The sequence below is a fragment of the Mycobacterium sp. genome, assembly GCF_049281135.1.
Classification (GTDB): Bacteria; Actinomycetota; Actinomycetes; order Mycobacteriales; family Mycobacteriaceae; genus Mycobacterium.
Genome location: NZ_JBAPRN010000208.1, coordinates 1 through 14,234, shown reverse-complemented (window position 1 = coordinate 14,234; position 14,234 = coordinate 1). Strand labels below are relative to the sequence as shown.

Genomic DNA, 14,234 nt, shown 5'->3' with positions numbered 1-14,234 from the left:
GTTGCTGATGACCTGGGTCGAGCAATCCGTCGGCCATGCCGCGTTGGCAGTGGGCGGTATCGACGATCCACAACTGCTCAGCGCCTACCTCTACAGCCGCGCGCAAAGCGTCATGGGCGGCACATCGCAGATCCAGAAGAACATCATCGCCTCACGAATCTTGGGATTGGGAGCCTGACGTGTACGACATGCCAACCGAAATCGACGTTCAGGCCGATGGCCCGCTGCGGATCATCACGTTGAACCGGCCCGAATCGCTCAACGCGGTCAATGACGACCTACATCACGGGCTGGCCAAGCTGTGGCAGCGTCTGAGCGACGACCTCACCGCCCGCGCTGCCGTGATAACCGGTGCAGGGCGGGCATTTTCGGCCGGTGGTGACTTCGGCTATCTCGAGGAACTGGCCAACGACGCGGCTCTGCGGGCCAAGACCATCACGGACGGGCGCGAGATCGTGCTCGGTATGGCTCGCTGCCGCATCCCGGTGGTGGCAGCGGTCAACGGGCCCGCGGTCGGGCTAGGTTGCAGCCTGGTCGCGCTGAGCGACATCGTCTACATCGCCGAGGACGCCTACCTGGCCGATCCGCACGTGCAGGTGGGATTGGTCGCCGCTGATGGCGGACCGCTGACCTGGCCGCTGCACATCAGCTTGCTGTTGGCCAAGGAGTACGCGCTGACCGGTGCACGGATCTCCGCCGCGCGAGCGGTCGAACTGGGCCTGGCCAATCACGCGGTGGCCGACCCGCTGGCCGAGGCGTTGAAAGCTGCGAAGAAGATCCTCGAACTTCCGCAGCAGGCCGTGGAAAGCACCAAGCGCGTCCTCAACGTGCACCTCGAGCGCGCGGTGCTGGCCACCATCGACTACGCGTTGTCCGCCGAGAATCAGTCCATGCAGACCGAGGACTTCCGGCAGATCGTCGCCAAGTTCAACGCCGGCAAGAACTGACGGCGACCCGGCCTCGAGCGTGAAGCTGGGCTCACGTTCGGCGTCGATCGTGCGGCTGGCTTCACGCTCGACTGCCAACCCGCCAAGCCCCGCTACTTCGGCGGGAAGCGCAGCGCGCCGTCCAGCCGGATGACCTCGCCGTTGAGGTAATCGTTTTCGACGATGCTCTGCACGAAGGCACCGTATTCGGGAGACCGGCCCATCCGCTTGGGGAAGGGGACCTGCGGGCCCCAGTAGGCCTCGAGTTGGTCGCCTGCCTTGCCATAAGCGGGGGTCAGGAATGTGCCGGGAGCGATGGTGACGACGCGAATGCCCAGCGGGGACAGGTCGCGTGCGGCGACCAGTGTCATGCCGACGACGCCGCCCTTGGCCGCCGCGTAGGGCAGCTGTCCGATCTGGCCCTCGTAGGCGGCGATCGATGCGGTGTTGATGATGACGCCGCGCGCACCCTCGTCGATCGGTTCCTGGCGCGCGATGGCCGCGGCGGCCAGGCGCAGCACGTTGAACACGCCGGTCAGGTACACGTCGATCGTCGTCTTGAAGCCGTCCAGATCCAGCGGTGAACCGTCTTTGCCGATCAAACGTCCGCCGCTGGCCGGCCCGCCGTGTGCGTCCACCGAGATCCGCAGCGGTCCAAGCGATTCCGCCTCGGCCAACGCGGCGTTCACGTCTTCGGTGTTGGTCGCGTCGGTGCGGACGTAGCGGGCGCCGAGCTCATCGGCCAGCGCCTTGCCCTTCTCGTCGGCCAGATCGGCGATAACCACCTTGGCCCCTGCGGCGTGCAGTCGGCGAACCGTGGCCTCGCCCAGGCCGCCCGCGCCGCCAACGACGATGGCCGAACTACCGCTGATCTGCATTGCAGTTTCCCTTCTTGCAACTCACACTCTGCGACTGTGAGAATAATATTCTCACAGTCGCCACGGGAGCCTCGGCCCCTCTGTTCGCCGAATTGGAGAAAGCCGTGAACAACGAAGTTCTCGTCATCATCGGTGTCGGCGGAATGGGGGTGTCGGTTGCCCACCGCAGCGGAGCAGGCAGGACCATCGTGCTGGCCGACATCAACGCCGACGGCTTGACCGCCGCGGCGGGTGCCCTGACCGAAGACGGCCATCAGGTGCTGACCCGACAGGTCGACGTCACCTCGCGCAGTTCGGTGGCCGCGGTGGCCGAGGCGGCTCGGGCGGCCGGCCGCGTTACGGCGGTGGTGCACACCGCGGGGCTCTCGCCGCAGCAAGCATCCGCTGAGGCGGTGCTTGCCGTCGACCTGTTGGGTGTCGCGCTGAGCATCGACGAGTTCGGCCGAGTGATCGAGCCTGGCGGCGCCGGGGTGGTCATCGCAAGCATGGCCGGTCACATGCAGCCCGCGCTGGATCCAGAGCTCGAGCGACAGCTCGCGAGCCTGCCCGCCGAGGAACTGCTCGGCCTCGAGGCCTGCTCGAAGATCACCAGCAGTCAGATGGCGTATCCGTTCGCCAAGCGGGCCAACCAGATTCGGGTAGCTGCGGCAGCCGGAACCTGGGGTGAACGTGGCGCCCGGATCAACTCCATCAGCCCCGGCGTCATCTCGACGGCGATGGGGCGACTGGAACTCGACAGCGAATCGGGCACGCTGATGAGGGCGATGGTGGAGAACTCGGGCCTGCGGCGTCTCGGCACACCCGAGGACATCGCGGCGGCCACCGAGTTCCTGCTCGGGACCTCTGCATCGTTCGTCACCGGTACCGATCTACTGGTCGACGGTGGAGTGGTCGCCGCGATCACCACCGGGACAATCGATCTGGCCAAGGCGCTCGCCGAGCGCTGAGCTCGGGTGTTGCATGAATGCACCGCAAGGATGGCGGTCGCATTGCCGCGTGGCGCGACTACTTCGACATGGCGGCAATCACCACAGCGTTCAGCTAGTCGACAGACTGCCCGGTCGCCGCGGCGTAGCCCGCGCGGTAGCCGAAGACCATTGCCGGACCGATGGTTCCGCCGGCACCGCCATAGGCGCGTCCAGTCACCCCACCCATCGCGTTGCCGGAGGCGAACAGGCCTGGGATGGGCTGACCGCTGACATGCAGCACACGTCCATCGCGGTCGGTGCGCGGTCCGCCCTTGGTGCCCATCGCGCCCACCGATACCGGAACCGCGTAGAACGGCGCGGTGTCGACGGGGCCCAGCGTCTTGCCGGCCAGCGTCGTCGCGTGTTCATCACCCCAGTAGCCGTCGTAAGCACTTGAGCCACGGCCGAAGTCAGGATCAGAGCCGTCACCGACGTGGTGGTTCCAGGCGTCGATGGTACGGGTGAGCCCGTCGAGAGCGATCCCGGTTTTGCCGGCCAATTCGGTGAGATCCGCCGATTCGCAGAACCAGTCCGGCACCGGACCGTCGGGGTCGACGCCCAAGAACCCATAACGCTTGAGGTGTTGTGCATCGAACACCATCCAGGCCGGGTCATTGAGGTAGCCCTCACGCGGGTCGAGGTAGTGGAAGGCGCCGGCCATCGAGTTGTAGTCGCAGGCCTCGTTGACGAATCGCTTGCCAAGCCGGTTGACGATGATGCTGCGGGGCCGAGTCCGTTCCAGCCGCACGCTGCGACTGCGTTGGTGCCCGTCGATGGTGTCGCCCGGGATCTGCACGATCGGCACCCACCACGCCTCACCCATGTTGGCCAGGTCGGCGCCGTGCGCCATCACCATACGGAGTCCGTCGCCGGTGTTATTGGGCGGCGAGACGGCACCGTGCATCGGGCCACGCAGAAAAGCGTTGACCAGCATGGGATCCCATTCGAATCCACCCGTCCCCAGGATCACGCCACGACTAGCACGGACAGCCAACTGCTCACCACCGGAGGCGATCCGGACTCCGACGATCGCGCCGTTCTCGGCCATCAGTTCCTCTGCGCGGGCGTCGGTATGCGGGGTCACGCCGGCATCGAGCAACCCCTTGAGCAGTCCGGCGATCAGCGCCGTGCCGGCGACGCACAGATCGGCGTTCGGGTCGCCACCCGCGTACAGGCGGGCGCGGGTCTCGGCGTCGAATCCGACGTTGGACCAGTCCTGCGGAAACGACGTGATCCGATCACGCCACTCGCCGAGTTGATTCAGATCGAACGGAGCCGCGCTCAGCGAGCGGCCACCACCGGGCTGGCCGCCGGGTAGCTCCGGTTTGTAATCCGGGAAACCCGTGGCGATCTCGAACCGCAGACTGCTGTGCGCTTCGATGAAGTCGAGCATTGCCGGACCGGTCCGTACGAACGTGCCGACGAGCGCGTCGTCCATCGACCCGAGCGACTGCGCACGCAGATAGCTGAGCGCATCGTCGACGGTGAGCTCGCCGTCGGGGGAGCGATTGTGCGCAGGGATCCACACCACGCCGCCCGAAACCGCTGTGGTGCCACCGACAGTCGCGGCCTTCTCGTAGATCGCCACCGAGGCACCGCTTGCCGCGGCGGTCAGCGCGGCTGCCAGCGCCGCTCCGCCGCTGCCGAGCACGACGACGTCGACTTCATGGTCCCAAGACGGCATAAAATTCTCTCCCTCCGTATGGGTCAGCTCAAGATCGCCGATAATTCCTTGGCTGCCTTGATAACTGCGTCCTTGCCGCGCATCACCACGTCTTCGCGGTGCGAGATCAGATTGATGCAGGCCGGCGGTGACGGCGGGTCGCGATGCACGGGGACGGCCAAACCATAGGTGTTCGGTTCGATCTCACCGTGGGTGATCACCCAGCCTTGCTCGCGGGCGCTCACGACCAGATCGCGTTCGTCCGGACGCGGGGCCAGGCTGGCCAGCAGCGCGATACCCGCTGCGCCGCGATCGAGCGGGTAACGGCTGCCCTCGTGAAAGGCCAGTTGGTAGGGCACCTGGGTGGGGACAATCACCGCGATGGCCACCTGCTGGTCTCCCTCGGCGATCAGCAGCGACACCGTGGTGCCTAGATCGTCAGCCAGAGCGCGCAGGATCGGCACGCTGAGCTGGCGGACGTTGCGGTCGAATGACGCACCGAGCAGCGCCAGCCCGGCGGCGGGTCGATAGCGGCCATCGTCGCCCTTGGCGATGAGCCGGAACTGGGCCAGCGTCGCAAGCAGGCGATACGCGATGGTCCGGTGCACGCCGACGCCGTCGGCGACCTGCTGCACGGTCATTCCTGCGGGGGCATCGGCCACCAGCTGGAGAGCAGTGAGTCCCCGGGCCAGCGTCTGCGACCCGGGTGCCGTGGTTGTCGGGACCTCGCGCATGTCAGCGGGCCGCGATCTTGCTTGACAGACAACCCACTGAGAAGGATGCTCTATACATAGTGCACATTAGTGTGCGATTTTAGCACACACCATTGGCGGGGAACGAGAACCAAATTTCCGCTGTGACTGTGCAGAGAGGAACCGGTGGCCGAGCACGAGAGCGTGTGGAGTGACCTGCAGGGTGTGCCGGTCGTGCAGGGCTACCTGGACGCCGGTGGTGTGCGAACGCGCTACCTGCATGCCGGCGATTCGAGCAACCCGCCGCTGATCCTGCTGCACGGCTCCGGCGGTCACGCCGAGGCATACGTCCGCAACCTGGAGGCGCACGCCGAGCACTTCTCGACCTGGTCGATCGACATGTTGGGCCACGGCTACACCGACAAGCCCGGTCACCCGCTGGAGGTCCGCCACTACGTCGACCATCTGCTGGCCTTCCTCGACGCGATCGGCGTCGAGCGCGCTCACCTATCCGGTGAATCGCTTGGCGGCTGGGTGGTTTCCCGTGCCGCCGTCGACCACCCCGATAAAGTCGACCGGCTGGTGCTCAACACCGCCGGTGGTTCGCAAGCCGATCCCGAGGTGATGAAGCGGATCATCACGCTGTCCATGGCGGCCGCCGAAGACCCGACCTGGGAAACCGTGCAGGCGCGGATCAAATGGTTGATGGCCGACAAGTCCAAGAGCTACGACGACCTGGTCGCGAGCCGCCAGCGGGTGTACCGCCAGCCGGGCTTCGTCTCGGCGATGCGTGACATCATGGCGCTGCAAGACCCCGAGATCCGCGCCCGTAACATACTGGGCCCCAGCGACTATGGGTCGATCACTGCGCCAACCCTGGTGTTGTGGACCAGTGATGATCCGACCGCCGACGTGACCGAGGGCCGCCGAATCGCGTCGATGATCCCCGGTGCCCGTTTCGAGGTGATGTCCGGCTGTGGCCACTGGCCGCAGTATGAGGATGCCAAGACGTTCGACCGCCTGCATATCGACTTCCTGCTGGGGCGGTGACCGTGGACGGTGACCGGGATGCGGATGTCGACGTCGTCGTTGTCGGCGCGGGGCCGGTCGGCCTGACCCTAGCCAATATCCTTGGCCTGCAGGGCGTCAGCACCCTGGTGGTCGAAGAGCGCGACACGCTGATCGACTATCCCCGCGGCGTCGGGCTCGACGACGAGTCGCTGCGCACGTTCCAGGCGATCGGGCTGGTCGAACACGTTCTGCCGCACACCGTGCCCAACCAGATTCTACGATTTGTCGACGCCAAGCGCCGAATACTCGCCGAAATGGCCCCGCCCGACGCATGTTTCGGGTGGCCCAAGCGCAACGGTTTCGTTCAGCCGTTGGTCGATGCCGAATTGCTTCGTGGCCTGGAGCGCTTCGAGCACGTCGAGGTGCAGTGGGGCCGCCCCTTGACCTCGTACACCGAGACGGCCGACGCGGTCACCGTCGAACTTGACGGCGAGGGTGGACCGAAAACCGTGCTGGCCCGCTATGTGGTCGGCTGCGATGGTGGCCGGAGCGCCACTCGCCGGCTGATGGGGGTGTCCTTCGACGGCACCTCCTCGCCGACCCGCTGGCTGGTGGTCGACATCGCCAACGATCCGCTCGGCCATCCGAACAGTGAAGTCGGCGCCGACCCGGCACGCCCGTACGCCTCGATCTCGATCGCGCACGGAATTCGCCGGTTCGAGTTCATGATTCACGCCGACGAGACCGATGAGCAGGCCGAAGATCCAGCCTTCCTCACCCAGATGCTGGCGTCGATGGTGCCGCATCCCGACCGCGTCGACGTGATCAGGCACCGGCTGTACACCCATCACTCGCGGATCGCCGGCGCATTCCGCCGCGGCCGCCTGCTGCTGGCCGGTGACGCCGCGCACCTGATGCCGGTGTGGCAGGGGCAGGGCTACAACAGCGGAATCCGCGATGCGGCGAATCTGGGCTGGAAGCTTGCCGCCGTGGTGAACGGCTACGCCGAGGACGCATTGCTCGACACCTACGACGTCGAACGTCGCAAGCACGCCCGGGCGATGATCGACTTGTCGACGATGGTGGGTCGCGTCATTTCGCCGACCAACCGACGGGTCGCCGCGGCCCGGGACCTGTTGGTGCGGTCAGCGTCAATTGTGCCGTCGCTGAAGCGATATGTGCTCGAGATGCGATTCAAGCCGATGCCGCGATACGAGCAGGGCGCCGTCGTGCATCCCGAACCGCGGCGGGACGATTCGCCCGTCGGGACGCTGTTCGTCCAACCCCGGGTGGATACCCGAGAGCTGCAGAACGTGCTGTTCGACGACGTTGTCGGCGGCTGGTTCGCCGTCATGTGCTGGAACAACAATCCGCGGGAGATCCTCGGTGCCAAGGCATTTGCGGATTGGCAGGCGCTGGGCGCCAAGCTCGTCGCCGCCCGGCCATTGACCCAGCTGCACTGGGATGGCGATGACGATCCCGACGTCACGGTCATCGGCGACCGGACCGGCCAGCTCAAGGCCTGGTTCGACGCCCACCAAGAATCCGTGCTGTTTCTGCGCCCCGATCGCTGTATCGCGGGTGCGTGTATCGCTCAGCTTGCCCCCGACTTGAGTGCTTCGCTTTTCGACGCCCTCACCTTGACACCGGGAGGCGGTGATTTTCAAAGTGCCCATAGCCCTGTGCTGCATGTCCCACAGCCCACTGCTCGATCTGCCCGGGCCGTCGCAGGACCTTCTTGATGACATTGGCGGCGCACTCGCGCAGGCAAGGGATTTCGTCACGGACTTCGACCCGGAGCTCGTCGTCATCTTCGCCCCCGACCACTACAACGGCTTCTTCTACCGGACGATGCCGCCGTTCTGCATCGGCATCGACGCGCAGGGAGTCGGCGACTACGGCACCCACGACGGCCCGCTCGACGTCCCCGAGGCCACCGCTGTCGCCTGCGCGAAAGCGGTGTTGTCGGCCGGCGTCGACATCGCCATCTCGGCGCACATGGACGTCGACCACGGCACCGTTCAACCGCTGGAGAAGTTGTTCGGCACCGCGACGGCGAAGCCGGTGATTCCGATCTTCATCAACTCGGTCGCCACCCCGCTGGGTCCGCTGCATCGCTGTCACACGCTCGGCACGGCAGTCGGCAGCTATCTGGCCACTCTGAGCAAGCGGGTCCTGGTGGTGGGATCCGGTGGGCTGTCGCATGATCCGCCGGTCCCGACCCTGGCGACCGCGACGCCCCAGATCGTCGAGCGCATCGTGCACGGCCGTCCAATGACCGCGGAGCAGCGGTCGGCACGGCAGACCGCGGTGATGGAGGCAGCCAGGAAGTTCGCCGGCGGCGAGAGCGACCTCCGGCCGCTCAACCCTGACTTCGACAAACAATTCCTGGAGATCATCGACAGCGGTCATCTCGACGAGTTGGACAAGTGGTCGAATGCCTTCGTCGCCGGCAACGGCGGCAACTCCGCGCACGAAATCCGCACCTGGGTAGCCGCTTTCGCGGCGCTGGCCGTCGCCGGACCGTACCAGACCGGCGTGCGCTACTACAAGCCGGTTCCCGAGTTGATCGCCGGCTTCGCGGTCAGGACGGCGGTGCCGGCGGCATGAGTGCCGACGACGATGCAGAGCGGCGCGATGAGGAGGAGCGACGCCATATGACTGACGCGTTCGACACCGTCGTCGATGTCCTGGTCATCGGTTCTGGAGGCGGCGGTATGACGGCGGCGTTGGCCGCCCAAGCCTCCGGCCTCAACACGCTGGTCATCGAAAAGTCCGGCCAATTCGGCGGTTCCACCGCGCTGTCCGGTGGCGGCATCTGGGTACCTGGAGCGCCGGCGCAACGCCGGGCCGGCTACACGCCGCCGCCTGACGGCGTCGTCGACTACCTGCGGCGCATCACCGACGGCTTGGTCAGCGACGCGCGAATTCGGCAGTACGTCGAATCGGCGCCGGAGATGATGGAGTTCCTCGAGAAGCTCAGCCCCTGGTTCGAGTTCGTCTGGAAGCCCGGCTATGCCGACTACTACCCTGAACTGCCCGGCGGTTCCGACCTCGGCAGCACGATCAACGTTCCCCTATCGATCTGCGCACGCTGGCTGATGAGGAGCAGCACCTCCTGGCACCGTTGGCGCTGGCGCCGCGCGGAATCTGGCTGGGACCCAAAGAACTTCGCTCGTTCTACCAGGTGCGCCAGTCGTGGGCCGGTAAGGGCGTGTTGCTGAAGCTGGTGTGGCGGATGATCAGGGCCCGGGTCTTCGGCGACCGGATGGCGGCCATCGGGCAGTCGCTGGTTGCACGAATGCGGCTGGCGCTGAAGGACCGGGGCATTCCGCTCTGGCTGGACGCGCCGATGACGCAGCTGATCACCGACAACGACGGATCGATAACTGGCGCAGTCGTCGTGAAAGGCGGTGTGCTCCATCGGATCTGCGCCAGGCGAGGCGTGATCATGGCGACCGGCGGCTTCGACCACGACATGGCGTGGCGCAAAGAGCACCAGCCGGTCGTCGATCAGGACTGGAGCTTCGGCAACCCGGCCGCCACCGGCGACGGCATCCGGGCCGGCCAGCAGGTGGGCGCCGCCGCAGACATGCTCGACGAGGCCTGGTGGTTTCCGGCGATTCAATGGCCGGATGGCCGTATGCAATTCATGCTCAACGAGCGCATGATGCCATCCCAGTTCATCGTCAACGGCGACGGAAAGCGGTTCATCAATGAGGCGGCGCCCTACATGGACTTCGGCCACGCGATGATCGAGGGTCAGAAATCGGGCGTTACTCATATCCCATGCTGGCTCATCACCGACCATCGATCTTTCCTGAACTACGTAGTTGCGGGTCATCTGCCGATACCCAAGATCCCCTTCGCTCCGGTGCCCACCGGACGCAAGATCCCGAAAGCCTGGCTGGAGTCTGGCGTGGTCAAGGCGGCGAGTACCTGGGATGAGCTCGCGGCCAAGATCGGAGTTCCGCCTGCGCAACTGCGCAGCACGGCAGAACGTTTCAACGAGCTCGCGCGCAACGGTCACGACGACGACTTCAATAGAGGTGACAGCGTTTACGACAATTACTACGGCGACCCCACGCTGGCCAACCCCAACTTGCATCCGCTCGGCAAGGCGCCCTACTACGCGTTCCGGATAGTTCTCGGCGACCTAGGCACCTCGGGTGGCCTGCGCACCGATGAATACGCACGAGTGCTGCGCGCCGATGGGACCGTCGTGCGCGGCCTGTACGCCGTAGGCAACACCACGGCAGCGGTCATGGGCCGCAGCTATGCCGGCGCCGGTGCCACCATCGGTCCCGCCATGACCTTCGGCTACGTCGCGGCCAAACATCTTGTCAGCCAAAGCTCAACTCACTCAATTGCTCCGGGAGGCACAAAGTGAAAATCTCACTGTTCTACGAATTCGCGCTACCTCGTCCGTGGTCGGACGACGACGAGCACATCCTGCTCAAGGACTGTCTCGACGAGGTCGAGGCCGCCGACAAAGCGGGGTTCTCCACGGTCTGGCTTACCGAGCACCACTTCCTCGAGGAGTACTGCCACTCCACCGCACCGGAGATGTTCCTGGCCGGTGCCAGCCAACGCACCAAGGACATTCGGCTGGGATTCGGCATCATGCACCTGCCGCCGGCGGTCAACCATCCGGCTCGGGTCGCCGAGCGGATCGCCACCCTCGACCTGATCTCCGATGGCCGGGTGGAATTCGGCACCGGCGAATCGTCCTCGATCGGGGAACTCGGCGGCTTCAACATCGACCCCGCCGACAAGCGGGCGCAGTGGGAGGAGGCCTTGGAGGTCTCGATCCGCTGCATGATCGAAGAGCCCTTCACCGGATTCAAGGGTGAGCACATCGAGATGCCGGCCCGCAATGTCGTCCCGAAGCCGCTGCAGAAGCCCCACCCGCCGGTGTGGGTCGCCTGCACCCGGCCGGCCTCGGTTCAGATGGCCGCCCAAAAGTGCATCGGGGCACTGAGTTTCGCCTACACCGGCCCCGGTCCGCTGACCGAACGGGTGAACGGCTACTACAAAGAGTTCGAGGAGAGCGGCGTGCCGATCACCCCCGCGATCAACCCGAACATCCTCGCGATCGGTGGCGACCTGTCGATGATGGTGGCCAAGACTGACGAGCAGGCCGTGCAGCGACTCGGGATGGGCGGCGGGTTCTTCTCGTTCGGGATCATGCACTATTACATGACTGGCGTTCACACGCCGGGACGTACCGGTGTGTGGAAGCGCTATCTCGAAGAGTGCGAGAAAGATCCGACGCTGGCCTACGGCCCGGGCCGCGGCGCGATCGGCTCGCCGGCCACCGTCCGTGAGTTCCTGCGGGGTTACGAGGAGAGCGGCGTCGACGAGATCATCCTGCTGCTCAACCCGCGCAGCCACGAAGGCACGATGGAGTCCATCGAGTTGATGGGCAAAGAGGTGCTGCCGGAATTCATCGAGCGTGACGAGAAGGCGGTGGCCGAGAAGGCCAAGCGGTTGGCGCCGGTGATCGAGAAGATCGAGTCGCGTCGGCCCGAGCCGACCGCGCCGAAGTTCGACGAAAGCTATTCGTTCGGTGGCCTGCCCACAGGTCGCGGCGGAAAGTTCACCGCGAGTGAGATTCCCGAAGCGATGGCCGAGATCAACGAGGGTCGTGTTCAGGCAGCCCAGCGTCTCAAAGACCAGAAGAAGTAGTCGTCGTTGGGACAAATCGACGAGCTGTTGAGCTATGACGGTCGCCGCGCCGTGGTCACCGGGTGCGCGTCGGGCATCGGCGCGCATGTGGTGCGCCAGCTCACCGAGCTGGGTGCCCATGTCGTCGGGTTCGACAAACAGGCGCCGAGCGAAGACATCGCGGAGTTTTACACCGTCGACCTGACCGATCCGGCATCGATCGACGCCGCCGTCAGTTCGATTGGCGGACAGGTTGATGCGCTGTTCAACATCGCCGGGGTCTCGTCCGGGATCGGCGATCCATTGCTGGTGCTCACGATCAACTTTCTCGGCCTGCGGCACGCCACCGAGGCGCTGCTGGAGAAGATGCCGGCCGGATCGTCCATCGCGAGCGTGTCTTCGCTTGCGGCCAAGGAATACCGGGAGCATCAGCAGGTGGTCGGCGGGCTGCTGAACACCACGACGATCTCCGAGGGCATCGAGTGGTGTCGCCGTCATCCCGACGCGTTGGCCGACGGGGGCTACCGGCTGTCCAAGGAAGCGATCATCCTGTACACCATGAGCAAGACCACAGCACTCGGTGGCAGGGGTATTCGGATCAACTGCACCGGGCCCGGTGTCACCGAGACACCGATTCTCGACCAGCTGCGTGGCGCGTACGGTCAGGGTTTCCTCGATGACATCGCCAAACCGCTGGGCCGGGTCTCCGACCCCGGGGAGCAGGCCGCGGTTCTGGTGTTCCTGAATAGCCAAGCCGCCAGCTACATTTCGGGCCAAGTACTGTGGGTCGACGGCGGCAATCTCGGCGCCGCTACCGCGCGTGAACTCGAAGAAGGGCGAGCAGTGTGGCCAGCCTGACCGACTTCCGCCGGGTCGCCGGCGAGGTGTCCAACTGGGGACGCTGGGGAGACTCCGACGAACTCGGGACCCTGAACTTCATCACCGCGGACAAGATCGCCGAGGCGGCCGCTCTGGTCAAGCACGGCAAAGTCTTTCCGTTGGGCGTGGACTTCGGATCGTCGGGCCCGCAGGGATCATTCAAATTCCGGCACAACCCGATTCACGTGATGACGGTGGACGGCGGCGACGCGCACTCGCTGCCCAGATTCGGGCCGGACTGGGCCGCCAATCCCGGCGCTCAGGAAATGGGAAAATACTTCCAGGACGATCTTTTCCGCTTCAACGACGACATGATCATCATGCCGCTGCAATGCGCCACCCAATGGGACGCGCTTTCGCACGTCTACTACGAGGAAAAGCTGTACAACGGCTTTCCGGCCGACTCGGTGACCAGCTTCGGTGCGCCCTACTGCGGCATCGACAAGGTCGACAGCAAGGGCATCACCTCACGCGGAGTGCTTCTCGACGTGGTGCGGCACCGCGGTGTCGAGACGTTCCTCAAACTCGGCAACCCGGTCACACCCGCAGAACTGGACGACGTGGCGCGAGCTCAGGGCGTCGCGGTCGGGCCCGGCGACATCGTGTTGGTCAGAACGGGTTGGTGGGCAAGATTTTTGGAGACCGGCAACGGCAGCGAACCCGGGTCGGGATTGGACTGGACGTGTGCCTCCTGGTTGCACGACCATGACATCGCGGCGGTGGCCGCCGACAACCTGATGGTCGAAGACCCGGTATCCGGTATCAAGGGAACAATGCTGCCGATGCACATGCTGTGCCTGCGCGACATGGGCTTGATGCTCGGCGAGTACTGGGATCTCAACGCTTTGGCAGCCGACTGCGCTGCCGACGGAGTGTACGAGTTCCAGCTCATCGCACCGCCGCTCAGGTTCGTGGGTGCGGTGGGTTCTCCGGTGAATCCCATCGCGATCAAGTAGGAGCCTGCAGTGCAGATTCACAGCAGAACCGCGGTGGTCGATGGGTTGGCCACCAGCTACCTGGAATCCGGTCACGGCGATCCGGTGGTTCTGCTGCACGGCGGTGAATTCGGCGTCAGTGCCGAAATCAGCTGGGAGGCAACGATAGCCGCACTCGCCGAGCGCTATCGAGTGTTGGCGCCCGACATGTTGGGTTTCGGGCAGTCGGCCAAGGTCATCGACTTCAACGACGGCCGTGGCATGCGGATTCGCCACATCGCCCGGTTCTGCCAGACGCTGGGTGTCGGCTCGGCGCATTTCGTCGGCAACTCTATGGGTGCGATCAACTTGCTCGTCGACGCCACGTCGGAGTCTCCGCTGCTGCCGCTGCGCAGTCTGGTCGCCATTTGCGGCGGCGGCGAAATCCAGCGCAACCAGCACATGGAGGCGCTGTACGACTACGACGCGACGGTGCCGGCCATGCGCCGGATCGTCGAGGCGCTCTTCCACGATCCGAAATACCCAGCCGACGAGGCCTACGTCCAGCGCCGCTACGAATCCAGCATCGCCCCCGGGGCGTGGGAGGCGCTCGCCGCGGCGCGGTTCCGGCGGCCC

The 14,234-nt window shown here is 65.4% G+C and carries 12 protein-coding genes and 2 pseudogenes; 11 read left to right on the top strand and 3 right to left on the bottom strand.

What is annotated here, in order from left to right:
• Both WAN02_RS08695 and WAN02_RS08690 read left to right on the top strand, forming a co-directional pair.
• Nucleotides 1-178: pseudogene (locus tag WAN02_RS08695) on the top strand (acyl-CoA dehydrogenase); the annotation flags it as partial.
• Nucleotide 179: 1 nt separating this feature from the next.
• Nucleotides 180-947, top strand: coding sequence for an enoyl-CoA hydratase/isomerase family protein (locus WAN02_RS08690; protein ID WP_422263751.1), 768 nt, complete (start codon nucleotides 180-182; stop codon nucleotides 945-947).
• A gap of 92 nt (nucleotides 948-1,039) precedes the next feature.
• Here the strand turns inward: WAN02_RS08690 and WAN02_RS08685 are convergent, their stop codons facing one another.
• Nucleotides 1,040-1,804: an SDR family NAD(P)-dependent oxidoreductase gene (locus WAN02_RS08685; RefSeq protein ID WP_422263750.1), complete on the bottom strand. Its 765-nt coding sequence runs from the start codon at nucleotides 1,802-1,804 to the stop codon at nucleotides 1,040-1,042.
• A 104-nt stretch (nucleotides 1,805-1,908) separates the two neighbouring features.
• Between WAN02_RS08685 and WAN02_RS08680 the strand changes: the two genes are divergently transcribed.
• Nucleotides 1,909-2,751: an SDR family oxidoreductase gene (locus WAN02_RS08680; protein WP_422263749.1), complete on the top strand. Its 843-nt coding sequence runs from the start codon at nucleotides 1,909-1,911 to the stop codon at nucleotides 2,749-2,751.
• Between the two features lie 94 nt (nucleotides 2,752-2,845).
• On the opposite strand, the gene WAN02_RS08675 is transcribed toward WAN02_RS08680, so the two are convergent.
• On the bottom strand, nucleotides 2,846-4,456 hold the full coding sequence (locus WAN02_RS08675; RefSeq protein WP_422263748.1) for an FAD-dependent oxidoreductase: 1,611 nt from the start codon (nucleotides 4,454-4,456) through the stop codon (nucleotides 2,846-2,848).
• Nucleotides 4,457-4,479: 23 nt separating this feature from the next.
• Nucleotides 4,480-5,169 carry an IclR family transcriptional regulator gene (locus WAN02_RS08670; protein WP_422263747.1) on the bottom strand — a complete coding sequence of 230 codons (690 nt, stop codon included), beginning with the start codon at nucleotides 5,167-5,169 and terminating at the stop codon, nucleotides 4,480-4,482.
• A 144-nt stretch (nucleotides 5,170-5,313) separates the two neighbouring features.
• Between WAN02_RS08670 and WAN02_RS08665 the strand changes: the two genes are divergently transcribed.
• The 8 genes and pseudogenes from WAN02_RS08665 to WAN02_RS08630 all read left to right on the top strand — a co-directional run.
• Nucleotides 5,314-6,177 (top strand): alpha/beta fold hydrolase, encoded by an 864-nt coding sequence (locus WAN02_RS08665; RefSeq protein ID WP_422263746.1) that lies wholly within the window; start codon nucleotides 5,314-5,316, stop codon nucleotides 6,175-6,177.
• Nucleotides 6,174-7,880 carry a bifunctional 3-(3-hydroxy-phenyl)propionate/3-hydroxycinnamic acid hydroxylase gene (locus tag WAN02_RS08660; RefSeq protein ID WP_422263745.1) on the top strand — a complete coding sequence of 569 codons (1,707 nt, stop codon included), beginning with the start codon at nucleotides 6,174-6,176 and terminating at the stop codon, nucleotides 7,878-7,880. Before WAN02_RS08665 ends, WAN02_RS08660 begins: the two co-directional genes overlap by 4 nt.
• Nucleotides 7,828-8,748: a 3-carboxyethylcatechol 2,3-dioxygenase gene (locus WAN02_RS08655; protein ID WP_422263744.1), complete on the top strand. Its 921-nt coding sequence runs from the start codon at nucleotides 7,828-7,830 to the stop codon at nucleotides 8,746-8,748. The genes WAN02_RS08660 and WAN02_RS08655 overlap by 53 nt, the downstream gene beginning before the upstream one ends.
• Before the next feature lie 47 nt (nucleotides 8,749-8,795).
• Nucleotides 8,796-10,528 (top strand): annotated as a pseudogene (locus tag WAN02_RS08650) (FAD-binding protein).
• Nucleotides 10,525-11,826, top strand: coding sequence for an LLM class flavin-dependent oxidoreductase (locus tag WAN02_RS08645; RefSeq protein ID WP_422263743.1), 1,302 nt, complete (start codon nucleotides 10,525-10,527; stop codon nucleotides 11,824-11,826). The pseudogene WAN02_RS08650 and the gene WAN02_RS08645 overlap by 4 nt, the downstream one beginning before the upstream one ends.
• 6 nt (nucleotides 11,827-11,832) lie before the next feature.
• Nucleotides 11,833-12,663 carry a coniferyl-alcohol dehydrogenase gene (locus tag WAN02_RS08640; RefSeq protein ID WP_422263742.1) on the top strand — a complete coding sequence of 277 codons (831 nt, stop codon included), beginning with the start codon at nucleotides 11,833-11,835 and terminating at the stop codon, nucleotides 12,661-12,663.
• Nucleotides 12,651-13,640 (top strand): cyclase family protein, encoded by a 990-nt coding sequence (locus WAN02_RS08635; protein WP_422263741.1) that lies wholly within the window; start codon nucleotides 12,651-12,653, stop codon nucleotides 13,638-13,640. The genes WAN02_RS08640 and WAN02_RS08635 overlap by 13 nt, the downstream gene beginning before the upstream one ends.
• Before the next feature lie 9 nt (nucleotides 13,641-13,649).
• On the top strand, nucleotides 13,650-14,234 hold a 585-nt coding region (locus tag WAN02_RS08630; RefSeq protein WP_422263740.1), incomplete at its 3' end, for an alpha/beta fold hydrolase.